Raw genomic sequence first — 16506 nt, 5'->3', positions numbered from 1 at the left:
TACAAATGGGATGTTTTTTGGATGGCGATCAAAAAAAAACCGTATCAATGATAAAGACTAAGCTTTTCATTAACTGTGAAATACAAGCAATAATCTGGATTAGATGTCTATGCTTTGAATTACTGGTACGGCTTTTGTCAATTTGGAATCAGAGACCATTCATTTAATACTTAAAGTCATGAAAAAATTAATCATCATATCCGTCCTCGCACTGCTCACAGCAGTTGGAAGCACCGCAAGAACAGAGTCATACCCGGATGAATACCTGGGACTGCCGGGAGACAACTTTAATCTCTACGCCACCATGAAACTGTTTCAGGAGTCGGAAACTCTTGAAGATTTTGAAAGAAGCCTGAATGATGAAAATTCACGGATTAATAACCTCGACCTGAATGGCGACAATTTGGTTGATTACATCATGGTGATGGACTATGCCGATGGTAATGTTCACACCATCGTTTTGCGTGCCGCACTTAACCGAGACGAAACACAGGACATTGCAGTGTTCACTGTTGAACGTTACAGTGATGAATCCGTTCGTATTCAACTTATTGGCGATGAAGCACTTTATGGCAGAAACTACATTGTTGAACCAATTTATGCAGATAGCATGGAAACTCCAAACCCCGGGTACATTGGGAATGCAGGCAATAATGGAAGGCCGATTGCGGTTTCAGTAACTACTTATCAGGTTGCTGGATGGCCAGTAATCCGATACATCTATCGCCCGAGTTACATTGGCTGGCACTCTTCTTGGTATTGGGGTTATTATCCGTCCTACTGGAATCCATGGCGTCCGTTTTACTGGCATACCTACTATGGTTACCATTCCAATTTTCACAACCATTACTATGCGCATTACCGTCACTGGGATCATCCTCGTTACCAGCGATACAACGACCATTATTACACCAGCATCCGGACCTACTCTCCGAGAGTGACTGTGAGAATAAAAGAGGGAAATTATCGAAAAACTTACTCTCGTCCTGACCTGAGGAGAAAAGGTGAAGCGCTTTACACACGTACAAACCGGGAGAATTCGGCCTCACGCTCCAGTTATTCCGGAAGGAGGAGTGACTCCAATAATGCTTCAACGCTCAAAAGCAGATCAACCAATCGAAGCAGTTCCGGGTCTGAGAGAAGGTCGGTTTCAAATCCATCGACCCGAACCAGAACAAACTCTGTAATTTCCGGGCAAAGCGGAAACAGTCGTAAGTCAACAACAATTCAACCCAAAAGATCGGTTACAAGCCCTTCTTCGGGAAACAGAACAAATGTATCGCGCAGCGTAGAAACCTCGGGCAATAGGACATATAGAGCAGGTTCAAATTCGTCGGTGAGTAAACGAAACGAGGTGGCGCCGAAGTCAAAGACGATAAGCACCAGCAGAACGGCAAGATCGTCATCGGTCAGGCAAAATACCAGTTCTCCGAAACGATCATCGACAGCTGTTTCTACCAAGTCGGTTTCCAGCCCGAAAGCGTCACCAAGGTCAGTGAGCACAAGAAGTTCATCCAGTCCGCGCAAAGCTGCGGTCAGTTCAGGTGGGTCAAGCAGCAGAAGTTCAAAAGCTACGAACAGAACAAGTAGTTCAAGAGGTTCATCGAATGGTAGTCCATCGCGTCGATAGTTTGACAGGTGCACCACAACTTACGTTGCCCTACAATTAACCAACAAAATCAATCAGCAAGCAAATATAAAGGCTTGCTGATTTTCCATATAGCAATATTGGAATCAGCAGCCAACAGCTGCTTCTGAGACCGTGTATTTAAAAGCCAAACCCGATATGGACTCCCAGCGAAGCATGAGATTCTTCCTTGTCGAAACCAAAGCCGATCATTGGTCCCAGGTGAAATTCGCCAACTGTGAATTCGTAGATCATTTCAGCATGTCCCGACATGGCAGTATGCGACTCTCCGTCTTCTTTGGCAAAGGTGATTCCGGGGCCACCAACAATTGAAAGCCGGGGTATCAGTTCATAATTAATCAGTGCTGAAATGGTATTGTGGGTATGATCGTCCAAAATAGATTCAAAACCCAATCCAATGGAAACAGGACTGAGTGGAGCTACACGGTATAAATAGTGAAGGTGAACAACCGGGGCTATTTCATTTTCGGCAAATAAGCTCGCCGCCCCCAATCCTAAGCCCAAGTGATGGCGGTGGCTATCAAGGTTGTGATTATGGTCATGGCTATGATCATGATCCTGAGCAACAGCAAAATTGAAAAGCAATAAAAAAAGGGCAAGTAATCGAAGTCTCATTTTAGTTGTCGATTGATAATATTGGGATAACAACAAGACTTACCCCAGAAAAGTTGAAAAAAAAACCCGGATTTATCCGGGTTTGTGTTTTAATATTGTATCCGGCTTGATTAATCCGGGAAATAGCCACGAATAATGCCCCGCTTGGAATCTTTTACGAACATCAGTATTTCATCGCGTTCCGGAGTTGCCGACATTTCTGCTTCAATGATCTCAACAGCCTGAGAAATATTCAAGCCTTTTTGATAGATGTAGCGGTAAATTTCCTGCACTTCCCGAATCTTATCGTTGTTATAACTCCGCCTTCTCAGGCCAATGGAGTTGATTCCAACGTAGGAAAGCGGTTCGCGTCCGGCCTTGATGAATGGAGGCACATCTTTACGAACCAAAGAGCCTCCGGAAATCATCACATGTGATCCGATATGACAAAACTGATGGATTGCCGACATTCCGCCAATAATGGCCCAATCATCAATGATCACCTCGCCAGCCAGCTGTGTGCTGTTCACCAAAATGACATTGTTTCCAACAAGACAATCATGTGCAACATGCACATACGCCATAATTAAGCAGTTATTACCAACCACTGTTTTTCCTCTTGCTGCGGTACCACGGTTGATGGTAACGCACTCGCGAATGGTGGTGTTATCGCCAATCTCCACGGTAGTGTATTCGCCTTTGAATTTCAAATCTTGTGGGACTGCTCCAATAACTGCTCCGGGGAAAATACGGCAGTTTTTACCAATCCGGGTTCCGGGCATAATGGTTACGTTTGAACCAATACGGGTACCTTCCCCGATGATGACATCCTTATCAATGGTAACAAATGGCTCAATAACCACATTGTCTGCTACCTGTGATTCGGAATGCACGTAAGCTAACGGTTGTTTCATCTTTTAAATAATTGTTTTCAATAATTTCTTCAAGCCTTTACAATCTGTGCCATAAAATCGCCTTCGGCAACAATAGTCTCTCCAACATAGCAAAGTCCTTTCATGTTGGCAATTCCTCGTCTGATAGGAGAAGTTAATTCAATCCGGAACAGCAGTGTATCTCCCGGGATCACTTTCTTACGGAACTTCACATTATCAATACGGATGAAATAAGTCGAATATTTTTCTTTTTTATCGTGCAAAACATACAAGCCGCCACATTGCGCCATTGCTTCAATCAGTAAAACGCCCGGCATCACCGGCTCTTCAGGAAAATGCCCTTGAAAGAATGGTTCATTGACCGTCACATTTTTAACACCGACAATGTAGTTATCTTTAATTTCAATGATCTTGTCGACCAGCAAAAATGGAAACCGATGAGGTAGAAAGGTTTTAATCTCATTCACACACATCAGAGGTTCCTTCAGCGGATCATAATGGGGGATGGCTTTGCAAACTTCGTATTTCCTGATTTCTTTTTTCAGCAACTTAGCAAACTCTGTGTTTGCCTTATGGCCGGGTTTTGTAGCGATGATTCGTCCTTTAATCCGTTTTCCTGCCAGGCTCAAATCACCAATTACGTCAAGCAATTTATGGCGGGCGCATTCATTTTCAAATTGAAGATCCAGGTTGTTCAGAATACCCTGCTCCTTTTTGACCTCAATATGTTCATGATTAAACAGGTCAGCTAAACGATCAAGTTCTTCCTGGCTGATTTCCTTATCCATAATGACGATGGCATTATCCAAATCACCACCTTTCACCAGGTTGTTTTTTAGAAGGAATTCCAGTTCGCGGACAAATACAAAGGTGCGGCAAGGTGCGACCTGGGTTTTAAAATCATCGAGGCTTTCCAAAACAGCAAATTGATTGTTCAATACGCTGGAGTTGAAGGAAATCATCACGTTCAGATTGTAATCGCTATCGGGTAAGGCAATGATTTCTGAACCCGATTCCGGATCTCGATAAACAATTTTCTCGGTGATTTCAAGGTAATCCCGTTCGGCATTCTGTTCCACTACTCCAGCTTGTTCAATAGCTTCGACAAATAATTTGGCGCTTCCATCAAGAATAGGAACCTCTTCGTTGTCGATTTCAATCAGGACATTGTCCAAATCCATTCCGGTGAGGGCGGCCAACGCGTGCTCAATGGTGCTGAGCCGGGCATTGCCTTTCCCAATAACTGTTCCGCGCGAAGTATCAATAACTAAGCTGGCATCGGCCTCTAGAATAGGGCTACCTTCCAGATCAATCCGTCGAAATTTAAATCCATGATTTGTGGGAGCAGGCTTAAAGGTCATGTTTACCTGTACTCCTGTATGCAATCCTTTACCGCTTAAAGAAAATTGGCGGGCTAAAGTTTTTTGTTTCATTGTCATCACCAAGTCGATTTCTAAATCTTATTCTTTGTTTAATTTCGATTTTAGTTCCGCTACTTCCTTTTGCAAATTAATCAACTCATCCCTCATTTGGGGAAGACGTCTGTATACCACGTACGATTTTAAAGCGTGTTCATGATCCGTTACAGGCGTTCCAAGAACGATTCTTCCCGACTTGATATTATTTGAGACCCCAGACATGGCTCCTACTTTTACGTTGTCGCCTATTGTTAAATGTCCTGCAACTCCGATATGGCCTCCAAGCATACAATTTTTTCCAATTTTTGTTGATCCGGCAATTCCGGTTAAAGCAGCAATTACTGTATTTTCACCAACCTCACAATTATGAGCAATTTGAATCAGGTTATCCAACTTTGTGCCCTTACGAATAATGGTTGAGCCCATGGTTGAGCAGTCAATGGTTGTGTTGGCTCCAACTTCAACATCATCTTCCAAGATGACATTGCCAACTTGTGGAATCTTTTTGTACGATCCGTCAGGTGTAGGGGCAAATCCAAATCCATCGGATCCAATCACCGCACCGGCATGAATGATACAATTATTTCCAATAATGGATCCATCATATATTTTCGCTCCGGCATAAATAATCGTATTGTCTCCGATTGTCACGCCCGAACCGATAAAGGTTTGAGGATATATTTTGACCTTGTTTCCCAGACTTGAGTTTTGTCCGAGGTAGGCAAAAGCACCGAAATAGACATCATTGCCAAGCTTGGCTGAAGGATCAATAAAAGACGGTTGTTCAACTCCGTTTTTTAGTTGTTTGGCCTGCTCATACAAGTCCAATAACGCGGCGAACGCCTGGTAGGGATCTTCCACCCGAATCAGTGTTGCTTTTACCTTATGTTCCGGTTTAAACTCATTTTTGACCAAAACAATTGAGGCTTCCGTCTGGTATATGTACCGCTCGTATTTGGGATTGGACAAAAATGCCAGTGTTCCTGGTTTTCCATCTTCAATTTTCGATACATTATTTACGCTTACATTCTCATCACCTTCGATCGTACCGTGAAGGAACTCAGCGATGTTTAGTGCTTTAAATTCCATATATTTTTTCTTGGCGCGCTGCAAAAATAGGTTTAAATTACTTAATGTCCAATTCTTTCGGATAACAGACAAAATATTTCCTGACGGTTTGCAACAGGCTGGAAAGGTTAACGTCTGAAGCTTCGTTGATCTCTCTGACGCTTCCGTCTTTCATCAAAATGTTAATTTTATCACTCCCGGAAGCATAGGCGAAATTGGTAATTGAGTCATGAATCAGGAAATAATCCAACTCATTTTTGTCCATTGTCCACCGATCTATAATCTTGTTTCTCAGCTCCGTAATTTCCTTGTCTGAAAACGGGGTATTCTGGATTTTGATTCTAAAAAGTTTACGATTAATTACAGCGCCAGACAAATAAGATAAAATTTTGTCTTCATGATGTTGCCACTGCTTCATAGCCGAAATCAAATCACTGTCATCAAGTTCAACAAACAGCTCGAGAATATTTTCCTGATTGGCATAAACAGGCTTTGTGAAACACTCTTTCGTAATTTTTCGTTCCAGAAAAACTTGCAGAGCAGGTGTTGCAAACAAACCATGGCCTTGCATGACCAGCTCCTTGGCGCGTCGCAGTACTTTAACCAACATGTTTTCGGCCGACAAAACAGTTTTATGCAAATAAACCTGCCAATACATCAGACGGCGCGAAATCAGAAACTTTTCAATGGAGTAGATCCCTTTATGTTCAATCACCAGGCCGTCGTTTCGGACATTGAGCATTTTGATGATTCGATCCGACCCGATTGTTCCTTCGGTAACCCCGGAAAAAAAACTGTCGCGGCGTAAATAGTCCAGCCGATCCACGTCCAATTGACTGGCAACAAGTTGATGCAGGAATTTTTTAGGGTATTCATTCTTAAAAATCCGGATCGCCATTTCTAACCGCCCATTAAATTGTCGGTTTAGTTCCTCCATAAGCAGCAGGGAAATCACTTCATGCGAAATTCCTTCGACCAACGAATGCTCCAGGGCATGAGAGAAAGGGCCGTGACCAATATCGTGCAGCAGAATCGCCGCCGTTACTGCTTCTGCTTCCTCATCGGTAATTTCAACGCCTTTCATCACCAGACCCGAAATAGCCAGCCGCATCAGATGTACAGCACCTATAGCATGCTCAAACCGGGTATGGTTCACTCCCGGAAAAACGATGCTGGAAAGCCCGAGCTGCTTAATCCGACGCAAACGCTGGAGGAATGGGTGTTCAATCAAATCGTATATGAATTCTGATTGGATGGTGATGAATCCAAAAACCGGATCGTTGATGATCTTTTTCTTATTTGTTTTCAAGCTGATAGTTGCTTTTTTCACGTGTTATCGGCAAAAATAAGAAAAATTTCATTCCCCAAAGGACAACAGGCGTTCGCTTGCTTATTTTCCAAACACCTATTCATTGATGATCAGTTAAGTTCCATATTTTGAGATTTGAATTCCTTTTGCTAATTTTGCGCTGACAATTGGAAGAAAGACCGTTTGCAGGGGACCCCAAAGTCCCCTGTTTTATTAGTCGGAATTTATGATTGATAAAAGTAAAATCGCACAACTCATTGAAGATAAACTTAGTGAAGACCAGTTTATCGTATCTTTGGACGTGACTCCGGCCAGCCAAATCATGGTTACGCTTGACAGCATGAATGGGATCACCATTGACCACTGTGTTCAGATCAGCCGGCTTGTTGAAGGAAGTCTTGACCGGGAAGAAGACGATTTTGAATTGCAGGTTTCTTCAGCCGGGCTGGGACAGCCGTTAAAAGTGTATCGCCAGTTTGAAAAAAATATCGGACAGGAAATGGAAGTGGTGCTTACGAACGGCGAAAAACTGGAAGGACTTTTGAAGACGGCAGACCAGGAAGGATTTGAATTGGAAACAACCAAACGCGAGAAGGTTGAGGGACATAAAAAAAAGCAACTTATAACACGTCTCCACCGTATAGCGTTTGACGAAGCGAAAACAGTTAAAAACATTATAAAATTCTAAAACGAGCGCAAGATGGATACGATTAATCTTATCGATACATTTTCTGAATTTAAAGACCTGAAGAACATTGATCGGGTCACAATGATGAGCGTTCTTGAAGACGTTTTCCGTAATGTGTTGGAAAAAACATACGGAACAGATGAAAACTTCGACATCATTATTAACATCGACAAAGGAGACTTCGAAATTTGGCGCAACCGTGAAGTGGTGGAAGATGCTGACATAGAAGACCCCAACAGACAAATCACGCTTTCAGAAGCAAAAAAAATTGACGAAGACTACGAGGTGGGGGAAGAGGTTACCGACGAGGTTAAATTGAAAGATTTTGGTCGACGGGCGATTCTGAATTTGCGTCAGAACCTGGCCAGCCGTATTTTGGAGCTGGAAAAGGACCACATCTTTGGAAAATACAAAAGTAAGATTGGCGACATTGTAACCGGCGAAGTTTACCAGGTTTGGAAAAAGGAAATCCTTGTGTTGGACGACGAAGGCAATGAGCTGATTCTTCCAAAAACGGAACAAATACCTTCAGATTATTTCCGCAAAGGAGATAGTCTGAGAGCGGTAGTCTACAAAGTAGAACTACGCAACAACAACCCGCTGATTATTCTATCGCGCACCTCGCCGGTGTTTCTGGAGCGATTATTCGAGCTGGAGGTTCCTGAAATATTTGACGGACTAATTACTATTAAAAAGATTGTTCGGGTGCCAGGCGAAAGGGCCAAAGTGGCCGTTGAGTCGTACGATGAACGTATTGATCCGGTCGGCGCATGCGTCGGAATGAAGGGCTCACGTATTCACGGCATAGTTCGTGAACTTCGGAATGAAAACATTGATGTAATCAACTTTTCATCCAATGTACAACTGTTTATTCAGCGGGCTTTGAACCCCGCAAAAATATCATCGATTAAGTTACACGAAGACACCAAGCGTGCCGACGTTTACCTGAAACCCGACGAAGTATCGCTGGCTATTGGAAAAGGCGGGCTAAACATTCGTTTGGCAAGCCAGTTAACCGGCTACGAAATTGACGTTTACCGTGAAATGGCAACCGACGATGAAGATGTTAATCTTGAGGAGTTTGCCGATGAGATTGATGCCTGGATTTTGGATCAATTAAAATCAATTGGGTGTGACACCGCTAAAAACGTTTTGGGGTTAAGCCGCGCTGATCTGATTAAACGAACCGATTTGGAAGAAGAGACAATTGATCACATATTAAAGATTTTGCGCTCTGAATTTGAGTAATCAAAAACAAATAACACTAAACTATTGGGATTTAAATAAATTGGATATAAAATTGCATAGTTTTTGCGCAAAAGATAAAAAAGAGATAAAAAAATAGATTGGGTATATGGCAATTGGCAAAAAAAGTACGCGACTTAGTAAGGTAGCACGAGAATTTAATGTGGGAACCAACACGATTGTTGAGTTTCTGCATAAAAAAGGATTTGATATTGATGCAAATCCAAACTCTAAGATTTCAGAAGATGCATATCACATGCTCGAAAAAGAGTATAAAAGTGATATCTCGCTGAAAAAGGAGTCAGAAAAAATCAACCTGATGAGTCACCGTAGTAAAAACGAATCTATTTCGCTTGAAAATGCTGATGTGGTTACTGAAGATGTGGATCAGGATGAGGAAGAAGAGGAAGTGGAAGAGGTTCGGATTAAGGATATGAATCCTCCCAAAAAGGAAATCCCGAAGGCCAAGCCGGAACCGAAACCTCAAGAAGAAAAAGAAAAATTGCCTGAAGGGGACAAACTAAAAGTTGTCGGAAAGATTGATCTCGACAGTTTTCAACCCAAAAAAAGGGAAGGAAAACCTACTGTTATTAAAAAAGGAGATCAGAAATCGGAAGAAACAAAGCCCGTCAAGCCAAAACAAGAAGAAAAGCAACAGGAAGCGCCTAAAGCCGAAGTAAGCAAACCTGCCGAACCTAAGCCAGCCCCAGAAGAAGCAATCCCAGCAAAAGAAGAAAAACAAGTTGAATCAATCGAAGATGTTCAGACCAATATTCCTAAAGTTGATGAAGTAAAGGTGGTTGGTCGCATTGACCTTTCGTCAATCAACCAAAAAACACGTCCGACCAAAAAGACAAAAAAACAAAAAGAGGACGAGCGCAAAGAACGGGAAAAACAAAAGCGTCAAACAAGCCAAGATCAGGGTAGAGATCAGAGCAAAGACATTAAAACCAATGTCGAAAAGCTTTCAGGGCCAAATGTCGTTGGTAAAATTGACATCAAGAAAAAGAGACCGGAAACTTCGTCTACTGATAGCAGTGCGCAAAACGCGAAGAAAAAACGTCGCCGCATACAAAAAGATTCCGATTCCCGTGTCAGTGTGATCAAGCCTGGGCAAGGACAGCCGCAGGCCCAAGGACAACGTGGCCGCTTGCAACAACAGGGAGGCAAGGGAAAACGAAAAATCATTAAGAAAGAGGTTAGTGAGGAAGATGTACAAAAGCAAATTAAAGATACTCTGGCTCGCCTGACTTCCGGAAAACAAAAATCAAAAGGATCCAAATATCGCCGTGATAAGCGCCAAGCTGCGAGCGATAAAGCATCGGCCGCTCATGATAGAGAAAGTGCAGAACAAAACGTTCTAAAGGTAACCGAGTTTGTTTCCGTATCTGAATTGGCAACTATGATGGATGCAAGTGTCACTGAGGTGATTTCGTCCTGCATGAGTTTGGGGCTTTTTGTATCCATCAACCAACGCTTGGATGCCGAAACCATGTCGATTGTTGCTGAAGAATTTGGTTACGAAGTGGAATTTGTCAGCGCCGATATTTTGGGCGGCGTTGAAGATGACGACGAACCGGAGGAAGTACATCCAAGAGCGCCAATTGTTACAGTAATGGGGCACGTTGACCACGGGAAAACATCGCTGCTTGACCATATTCGGAGCGCCAACGTAATCGCCGGTGAGGCCGGAGGTATTACCCAGCACATCGGTGCGTACCATGTCAGCCTACCCGATGGCCGGATGATCACGTTTCTGGATACACCGGGTCACGAAGCGTTTACCGCCATGCGCGCACGTGGTGCACAAGTTACCGATATCGCCATTATTATTGTAGCGGCTGACGATGACATCATGCCGCAAACCAAAGAGGCCATTAACCACGCGCAGGCCGCGGGTGTGCCGATTGTGTTCGCTATTAACAAGATTGATAAGCCGGGTGCAAACCCCGACAAAATAAAAGAAGGACTGGCTAACCTGAACTTCCTTGTTGAAGAATGGGGCGGTAAATACCAAAGTCAGGATATTTCAGCAAAAAATGGCATTAATATCGATGAGCTGCTTGAGAAAGTACTGCTCGAAGCCGAGATGCTTGAGCTGAAAGGAAATAAAGACCGCAGGGCAACCGGAACGATTGTTGAATCGTCACTGGACCGCGGACGGGGCTATGTGGCAACCGTATTGGTTCAAAATGGAACACTGCACCAAGGTGACATCATGCTGGCCGGAAAATATTATGGCCACATCAAAGCTATGTTTAACGAACGGAACCAACGTATCGAATCTGTAGGCCCATCTGAACCGGTGATCATCCTTGGACTGGATGGTGCTCCTCAGGCAGGCGATAAGTTCAATGTCTTTGAAAACGAACGTGAAGCCCGTCAGATTGCCAACAAGCGTGAGCAATTGGCGCGTGAGCAAGGTTTACGTACGCAGAAACACATTACACTGGATGAAATTGGACGCCGGATTGCCATTGGAAACTTCCAGGAATTGAACCTGATTGTGAAAGGTGACGTGGACGGATCCATCGAGGCACTTTCTGACTCATTGATCAAGCTGTCGACCGAAGAAATCCAGGTGAATGTAATTCATAAAGCCGTTGGTGCCATTTCTGAGTCCGATGTGATGCTGGCTACAGCGTCCGACGCGATTGTGATTGGCTTCCAGGTTCGACCAAGTCTAAATGCACGCAAGCTGGCCGAAAAAGAAGAAGTGGATATCCGCTTGTACTCGATTATTTACGATGCCATCAACGAAATCAAGTCGGCTATGGAGGGAATGCTTTCTCCGGAAATCAAAGAAGAAATTCTTGGAACAGCTGAAGTTATGGAAGCGTTCAAAATCACCAAGGTCGGAACCATTGCCGGTTGTATTGTACGTGATGGAAAAATTCACCGTAACAATAAGGTGCGACTGATTCGTGATGGAATTGTGATTTACACCGGAACACTCGGGTCGTTGAAACGTTTTAAAGACGACGTGAAAGAAGTACAGAAAGGCTACGAATGCGGATTAAATATCGATGGTTATAACGACATTCAAGCCGGAGACATGATCGAAGCTTTCCACGAGGTTGAAGTCGCTAAATCATTGTAAAGATTCTTTGTAACACAATACACATAAAAAAATCCGGACTGCAATCCGGATTTTTTTATGTGTATTTGACAATCATTCAGCGGCATAAAACGGATGCCATCAAGGTCTCACAACAAACGATGAAATTTTTAAAAAAGCAGAAACCCATTTGGATTTCCGCTTTCTCTCTGCCCCCTCTTTACTGCTCCCTTCTTAATATCAGGTTGCGCGCTAATTTTTTTGCTTGTTGGCTTTCTTTTTCCTTATTTATCAGGGCATGAATTGGTTTAACATACGCCGCTTATACGGCACTTGTTGTTTGTTGAATCACTGACGCCAGCTGATCGGCCTGAATCACACCACTGCCGGTCCACTTTTTCTGGCCGTTCTGAAAAATTACCAGGGTGGGAACATTCCGAACCTGATATCTCATGGCCAATTCCTGATTTCGGTCGACGTCAATTTTAAGGATTCGTATTCGATCTCCCAATAGATCTTTCAATTGTTTTAGGATGGGAGCCATCATCTTACATGGGCCGCACCACTCGGCCGAAAAATCGACTAAAACGGGCGTTGCTCCCTGTATAATCTGGTTAAACTGTTCCATCGTCTTCTGTTTTTTCTTTAGACTTTTTCAAATCGCTAACAAGAAAACCCATCAGCCCGCCATACAGCGAGCTGGTGTGCCAATTCGATTGAATGGGACAAGTACCGGAGTTACAGCCAATGTAATGCCAGTATAAAAAACCGGCGAAAGCTCCCAGGACTGTTCCAACAATTCGCCATTTATGTTTCAGAATAAACTCTTTCATGATTCAAGATTTTTAGCAAAGAAACAGTAAAATTAAGCTCTGCCAAGTGACTTGAGTCACACAAGTTTGAAGTTGATTTGTTGAAGATAAAATCAGGTGTTGGTATCCATTAAGGCGGTGAAGTCAACTTCATTTCGGCTTAGTTTGACCAGATTTTTTTGCTCCATCTTTTTTAGCAAACGCGAAATAACTTCGCGCGAGGTATTGAGTTGGGAAGCAATATCCTGATGTTTCCCGCTAAAACGCTTTTCGCCGGTGGCTTCAAAACGTGAACGGAAAAAACGTTCAAGCCGTTCATCCAGGTGCAAGAAAGCAATGGCATCAATAGTGTCCAGCAGTTCGTCAAATCGTTTACGGTACGCGTACATCATGTACGATTTCCATTCAGGAAAGCGGCTCATCCATTCATCCAGCAAATCAACTGGAATTCGAACAATCAAGCTGTCCTGTTCGGCAATAGCGCTGATGTTACTTTGCTGTTGTCCCATACAACATGTGAGTGCCATACTGCACACTTCACCGGGGTTCAGGAAATAGAGCAAGAGTTCGCGACCGTCCTTGTCGGTTCGGATCACCCGCAGGCTTCCTTCCAAAATTAGCGGAAAGGATTTGATAAACTGGCCTTCACGTAGGATTTCCTCATCGGCAGTTATTTCCTGAATCAAGCCTTGTTGCTCAATTTCGTCCAGTAGTTCTTTCTCGAAGAAAGGAAAACGTTGGTTTAATATCGATCGAACTTCTTGCATATGATTGTAAAAGTAGCAAGAAAAAGAAAAAACAGCTTTAAAAAAGCCAAAACACCAGCCCCAGGCTTCACCCTGAATTGACTGACAGCGGCTGGAGGCAATCTAAACCTCGGACTCATTGGTTTTTAAAGCTGTTTTGAACCATTAATAATTGGTTGCTTCTATTTCGAAGTATTCCTGCTCATGTTCGCACGAAGGACATTTTTTTGGTGGACGCTTCGATTCATGCAGCAAGCCACACACGCGGCACTTCCAGGTCACTTTGTCTTCGCGTTCAAACACTTTTCCTTCTTCCAGGTTTTGGCATAACTTGCGGTAACGTTCTTCGTGGTGCTGTTCAATTTTGGCAATGGTTTTAAAAACCACGGCAATTTGCTTGAACCCTTCTTCCTCGGCAATGCGCGCAAATTCAGGATACAGTTCTGTCCACTCTTCGTTTTCGCCATCGGCGGCGGCTTTCAGGTTTTCCATGGTTGTCCCGATCACTCCAGCAGGGTAGCTGGCTGTAATTTCAACCACGCCACCTTCCAAAAAGCGAAAAAACCGTTTGGCATGTGCTTGCTCATTGATGGCTGTCTCTTCAAAAATCGCAGCTATCTGGTGTAGACCTTCTTTTTTGGCTTGCTTTGCAAAAAACTCGTACCGGTTCTTTGCTTGCGATTCGCCGGCAAAAGCTTTCAGTAAATTCTTCTCAGTTTGTGTTCCAATAATTGAATTCATTCTGATGTATTTAAAAGTTATAATTTTTTGGTTTTTTGGAATGTTGAAGATAATTATTTGTCGCTGATTGGCCGAATGCCCGATCATATTTAGAATCATTCAAAAATAGGCCGGCAACTTTTTGTTTTTTTTAAGTCTTCATTCCGTTGTTGTCCCGATTGTGTGATTACTAAAAAAATTACGACCTTTGCATCTTTTAAAGCTAAAATGCATGACGATAGAAAATATACAACAAGAAATAGTGGCTGAATTTTCAATCTACGAAGACTGGATGGACAAATACAGCTACCTGATTGAATTAGGAAATGATTTAAAAGATTTGGATCCAAAACAAAAAAGCGATCAGCATTTAATTAAAGGTTGCCAATCGCGGGTTTGGTTGGTTCCGGAATTTAAAGATGGGAAGATTTACTTTGAAGGAGAGAGCGATGCCGTGATTGTCAAAGGCTTGGTTGCACTTCTGCTGCGAGTTGTTTCGGGCCGTACACCCGAGGAAATTATGAAAAGCGATTTGCACTTTGTGGATGATATTGGATTGAAACAACACTTGTCGCCAACCCGCTCTAACGGATTGGTTGCCATGATCAAACAAATTAAGTTATATGCTGTTGCTTATAAAAGGATTTCAAGTTAATGAGGAAAAGCTATGGACGCGAGGATTGATTTAATTATAGACAACTTAAAAGAGGTTTATGACCCGGAGATTCCGGTAAACATATACGATCTGGGCCTGATTTATAACATCGATGTGGACGAAAACAACAAGGCCAATGTAATTATGACCCTAACAGCTCCCGGGTGTCCGGTGGCCGACATGCTGGTGGAAGACACCCGGCAGGCTGCGCTGACAGTTGAAGGAGTAGAAGATGCCCATGTGGAACTTACCTTTGAGCCACCATGGGATAAGTCGATGATGAGCGAAGAGGCCCGGCTGGAACTGGGATTCTTTTAAAAGATATTAACGAGATCGATTGAATACCCGGCCAAAACCGGGTATTTTTATATCCGCAAAAATTGGGAAGACATGGAACAGCAAGAACAAGCGGCACAAATTAAGAAGAAGGCTTTTGAGTTAGGTTTTCTGGACTGCGGAATTTCCAAGGCTGATTTTTTAGCCGAAGAAAAACCCCGTCTCGAACGCTGGTTAAACCGAGGGCTGCATGGCGAAATGAGCTACATGGCTCGCCATGTGGACATGCGGCTCGATCCGCGTCTGATTTTTGAAGGTGCTCAATCAGTCATTTCTGTCTTGCTGAATTATTATCCCAAACAAAAACAACAGGATGCCCAGGCACCAGTACTATCAAAATACGCTTATGGCAAAGACTACCATTTTGTGTTGAAAGGCAAGCTGAATGAATTGCTGACATTTATTCAGAATGAAGTAGCTCCCTGTAATGGCCGTTCGTTTGTTGATTCGGCACCGGTGCTCGACAAAGCCTGGGCGGTCAAAGCCGGCCTCGGTTGGGTGGGTAAACATACGAACCTAATTTCGGTGGAGCACGGCAGTTTCTTTTTTATTGGCGAGTTAATTGTTGATTTGGAGCTCCCCGCTGACAGTAAAACCGTGCGCGATCATTGCGGAACCTGCACTCGCTGTATTGATGCCTGTCCAACTCAAGCCATTGTTGCCCCGCAAGTGGTGGACGCCCGGCGTTGCATTTCATATCAAACCATTGAGTTAAAAGGTAGTTTGGATGAACGCCTGAAGAATCAATTCGAGGATCGGGTATTTGGCTGCGATATTTGCCAGGACGTGTGCCCCTGGAATCTGAAATCGGAATCGCACCAGGAGCCGGATTTTGAGCCGCACCCCAAGTTGTTGGAACTCACCCGAAACGAATGGATGGAAATGGACAAGCCCTTGTTTAATGAATTGTTCCGTAAGTCGGCTGTCAAGCGAACCAAGTTTGAGGGGCTAAAACGCAATTTGGAGTTTATTGAAGATGCTTCTAATACAGATCGAACATATGACGCGTGAAAATAAAAACCATTGGGTTGAAAAAAAGTCTGCTACCTGATCATTCAATTTGAAAATAAACTAAATTTGGAGCATCAAAAAATAAATAAGCGGGAGTAGCTCAGTGGTAGAGCATCAGCTTCCCAAGCTGAGGGTCGTGGGTTCGATCCCCATTTCCCGCTCATTCATTATCAGTATTTCATTGGCGACCTTGCTTGCTGTTTTTTATAGCTCCACCCTTCTTCGATACATTTGTTCCGCCATGGATTGGAAAGTCGCTCATTGTTCCCTGGCTGTGGATGATTACCCAAATTGCTGTGTTCTTT

At 43.4% G+C, this 16506-nt stretch carries 16 protein-coding genes and 1 tRNA gene; 8 read left to right on the top strand and 9 right to left on the bottom strand.

All coding sequences use genetic code 11. The features are described from left to right. Positions 1-178: 178 nt before the first annotated feature. A complete protein-coding gene (locus AAC033_RS09195; protein ID WP_339737302.1) occupies positions 179-1630 on the top strand; it encodes a hypothetical protein in 1452 nt (483 codons plus the stop codon). 138 nt (positions 1631-1768) lie between these two features. On the opposite strand, the gene AAC033_RS09190 is transcribed toward AAC033_RS09195, so the two are convergent. The 5 genes from AAC033_RS09190 to AAC033_RS09170 form a co-directional block, all read right to left on the bottom strand. Then, positions 1769-2263 carry a hypothetical protein gene (locus AAC033_RS09190; RefSeq protein WP_339737300.1) on the bottom strand — a complete coding sequence of 165 codons (495 nt, stop codon included), beginning with the start codon at positions 2261-2263 and terminating at the stop codon, positions 1769-1771. 110 nt (positions 2264-2373) lie between these two features. Then, positions 2374-3156, bottom strand: coding sequence for an acyl-ACP--UDP-N-acetylglucosamine O-acyltransferase (gene lpxA / locus AAC033_RS09185; protein ID WP_339737298.1), 783 nt, complete (start codon positions 3154-3156; stop codon positions 2374-2376). A 29-nt stretch (positions 3157-3185) separates the two neighbouring features. Then, on the bottom strand, positions 3186-4574 hold the full coding sequence (locus tag AAC033_RS09180; protein WP_339737296.1) for a bifunctional UDP-3-O-[3-hydroxymyristoyl] N-acetylglucosamine deacetylase/3-hydroxyacyl-ACP dehydratase: 1389 nt from the start codon (positions 4572-4574) through the stop codon (positions 3186-3188). A gap of 21 nt (positions 4575-4595) precedes the next feature. Next, entirely contained in the window at positions 4596-5642 is a 1047-nt protein-coding gene (lpxD, locus tag AAC033_RS09175) for a UDP-3-O-(3-hydroxymyristoyl)glucosamine N-acyltransferase (RefSeq protein WP_339737294.1), read from the bottom strand. A gap of 37 nt (positions 5643-5679) precedes the next feature. Continuing rightward, a complete protein-coding gene (locus AAC033_RS09170) occupies positions 5680-6930 on the bottom strand; it encodes an HD domain-containing protein (protein WP_339737292.1) in 1251 nt (416 codons plus the stop codon). Between the two features lie 226 nt (positions 6931-7156). On the opposite strand from AAC033_RS09170, the gene rimP reads away from it, so the two are divergent. The 3 genes from rimP (at position 7157) to infB (ending at position 11963) form a co-directional block, all read left to right on the top strand. Beyond that, positions 7157-7618, top strand: a complete 462-nt coding sequence (gene rimP, locus AAC033_RS09165) for a ribosome assembly cofactor RimP (protein WP_339737290.1) — start codon at positions 7157-7159, stop codon at positions 7616-7618. A gap of 12 nt (positions 7619-7630) precedes the next feature. Beyond that, the gene (gene nusA / locus AAC033_RS09160) at positions 7631-8866 is read left to right on the top strand and encodes a transcription termination factor NusA (RefSeq protein ID WP_339737288.1); all 1236 of its coding nucleotides are present in this window, start codon (positions 7631-7633) and stop codon (positions 8864-8866) included. A 106-nt stretch (positions 8867-8972) separates the two neighbouring features. Next, positions 8973-11963 (top strand): translation initiation factor IF-2, encoded by a 2991-nt coding sequence (gene infB / locus AAC033_RS09155; RefSeq protein WP_339737286.1) that lies wholly within the window; start codon positions 8973-8975, stop codon positions 11961-11963. 280 nt (positions 11964-12243) lie between these two features. Here the strand turns inward: infB and trxA are convergent, their stop codons facing one another. From trxA to rbr, 4 genes are all read right to left on the bottom strand, one after another. Continuing rightward, entirely contained in the window at positions 12244-12549 is a 306-nt protein-coding gene (gene trxA, locus AAC033_RS09150; protein WP_339737283.1) for a thioredoxin, read from the bottom strand. Then, a complete protein-coding gene (locus tag AAC033_RS09145) occupies positions 12536-12754 on the bottom strand; it encodes a DUF6132 family protein (RefSeq protein WP_339737281.1) in 219 nt (72 codons plus the stop codon). Before AAC033_RS09145 ends, trxA begins: the two co-directional genes overlap by 14 nt. 92 nt (positions 12755-12846) lie before the next feature. Further along, a complete protein-coding gene (locus tag AAC033_RS09140) occupies positions 12847-13500 on the bottom strand; it encodes a Crp/Fnr family transcriptional regulator (protein WP_339737279.1) in 654 nt (217 codons plus the stop codon). A gap of 144 nt (positions 13501-13644) precedes the next feature. After that, a complete protein-coding gene (gene rbr, locus AAC033_RS09135; RefSeq protein ID WP_339737277.1) occupies positions 13645-14220 on the bottom strand; it encodes a rubrerythrin in 576 nt (191 codons plus the stop codon). A 211-nt stretch (positions 14221-14431) separates the two neighbouring features. On the opposite strand from rbr, the gene AAC033_RS09130 reads away from it, so the two are divergent. From AAC033_RS09130 to AAC033_RS09115, 4 genes are all read left to right on the top strand, one after another. Further along, entirely contained in the window at positions 14432-14854 is a 423-nt protein-coding gene (locus tag AAC033_RS09130; protein WP_339737275.1) for a SufE family protein, read from the top strand. 12 nt (positions 14855-14866) lie between these two features. After that, positions 14867-15172 (top strand): iron-sulfur cluster assembly protein, encoded by a 306-nt coding sequence (locus AAC033_RS09125; RefSeq protein WP_339737273.1) that lies wholly within the window; start codon positions 14867-14869, stop codon positions 15170-15172. 72 nt (positions 15173-15244) lie between these two features. After that, complete coding sequence (queG, locus tag AAC033_RS09120; protein ID WP_339737271.1) at positions 15245-16201, top strand: tRNA epoxyqueuosine(34) reductase QueG; 957 nt, start codon at positions 15245-15247, stop codon at positions 16199-16201. Positions 16202-16290: 89 nt separating this feature from the next. Then, positions 16291-16362 (top strand) — tRNA-Gly (locus AAC033_RS09115). Positions 16363-16506: the final 144 nt, after the last annotated feature.

The sequence above is a fragment of the uncultured Sunxiuqinia sp. genome, from assembly GCF_963974515.1.
Classification (GTDB): domain Bacteria; phylum Bacteroidota; class Bacteroidia; order Bacteroidales; family Prolixibacteraceae; genus Sunxiuqinia.
This window is presented reverse-complemented; position numbering and strand designations above follow the sequence as displayed.

Excerpts from the sequence above, each read along its gene's own strand:
- AAC033_RS09145 (WP_339737281.1), bottom strand. The coding sequence starts at position 12,754 with ATGAAAGAGTTTATTCTGAAACATAAATGGCGAATTGTTGGAACAGTC.
- trxA (WP_339737283.1), bottom strand. The coding sequence starts at position 12,549 with ATGGAACAGTTTAACCAGATTATACAGGGAGCAACGCCCGTTTTAGTC.
- nusA (WP_339737288.1), top strand. The coding sequence starts at position 7,631 with ATGGATACGATTAATCTTATCGATACATTTTCTGAATTTAAAGACCTG.
- rimP (WP_339737290.1), top strand. The coding sequence starts at position 7,157 with ATGATTGATAAAAGTAAAATCGCACAACTCATTGAAGATAAACTTAGT.
- AAC033_RS09140 (WP_339737279.1), bottom strand. The coding sequence starts at position 13,500 with ATGCAAGAAGTTCGATCGATATTAAACCAACGTTTTCCTTTCTTCGAG.
- lpxA (WP_339737298.1), bottom strand. The coding sequence starts at position 3,156 with ATGAAACAACCGTTAGCTTACGTGCATTCCGAATCACAGGTAGCAGAC.
- AAC033_RS09130 (WP_339737275.1), top strand. The coding sequence starts at position 14,432 with ATGACGATAGAAAATATACAACAAGAAATAGTGGCTGAATTTTCAATC.
- infB (WP_339737286.1), top strand. The coding sequence starts at position 8,973 with ATGGCAATTGGCAAAAAAAGTACGCGACTTAGTAAGGTAGCACGAGAA.
- lpxD (WP_339737294.1), bottom strand. The coding sequence starts at position 5,642 with ATGGAATTTAAAGCACTAAACATCGCTGAGTTCCTTCACGGTACGATC.
- rbr (WP_339737277.1), bottom strand. The coding sequence starts at position 14,220 with ATGAATTCAATTATTGGAACACAAACTGAGAAGAATTTACTGAAAGCT.
- AAC033_RS09190 (WP_339737300.1), bottom strand. The coding sequence starts at position 2,263 with ATGAGACTTCGATTACTTGCCCTTTTTTTATTGCTTTTCAATTTTGCT.
- AAC033_RS09125 (WP_339737273.1), top strand. The coding sequence starts at position 14,867 with ATGGACGCGAGGATTGATTTAATTATAGACAACTTAAAAGAGGTTTAT.
- AAC033_RS09180 (WP_339737296.1), bottom strand. The coding sequence starts at position 4,574 with ATGACAATGAAACAAAAAACTTTAGCCCGCCAATTTTCTTTAAGCGGT.
- queG (WP_339737271.1), top strand. The coding sequence starts at position 15,245 with ATGGAACAGCAAGAACAAGCGGCACAAATTAAGAAGAAGGCTTTTGAG.
- AAC033_RS09195 (WP_339737302.1), top strand. The coding sequence starts at position 179 with ATGAAAAAATTAATCATCATATCCGTCCTCGCACTGCTCACAGCAGTT.